Origin of the sequence: Streptomyces sp. NRRL S-495, from assembly GCF_000966955.1 — a bacterium.
In the GTDB taxonomy this organism is placed as follows: Bacteria; Actinomycetota; Actinomycetes; order Streptomycetales; family Streptomycetaceae; genus Kitasatospora; species Kitasatospora purpeofusca.
The window spans coordinates 1-393 of record NZ_JZWY01001063.1 but is presented as its reverse complement, the minus strand read 5'-3'; the positions used below and the strand labels follow the sequence as shown (position 1 = coordinate 393).

Below are 393 nucleotides of genomic sequence, written 5' to 3'. Positions count from 1 at the left end.
CGGCCTGGCCGCCGACGGCCGCTGCAAGCCCTTCGCCGCCGCCGCCGACGGCACCGGCTGGGGCGAGGGCGCCGGCCTGCTGGTCCTGGAGCGGCTCTCCGACGCCCGCCGCAACGGCCACCGGGTGCTCGCCCTGCTGCGCGGCTCCGCCGTCAACCAGGACGGCCGCTCCAGCCAGCTCACCGCCCCGAGCGGCACCTCGCAACAGCGGGTGATCCGGGCCGCGCTCGACTCCGCCGGGCTCACCGCCGCCGACGTGGACGTGGTTGAGGCGCACGGCACCGGCACCCGGCTGGGCGACCCGATCGAGGCGCAGGCGCTGATCGCGACCTACGGTTCCGGGCGGGCCGAGGGCGCTTCGCCGTTGTGGCTGGGTTCGGTGAAGTCGAACAT

1 protein-coding gene is annotated in these 393 nt (G+C 76.6%); it reads left to right on the top strand.

The genetic code is table 11. From position 1 onward, the window contains the following. Positions 1 to 393: polyketide synthase (locus VR45_RS38895; protein WP_045944683.1), on the top strand; the 393-nt coding region annotated here is incomplete at both ends.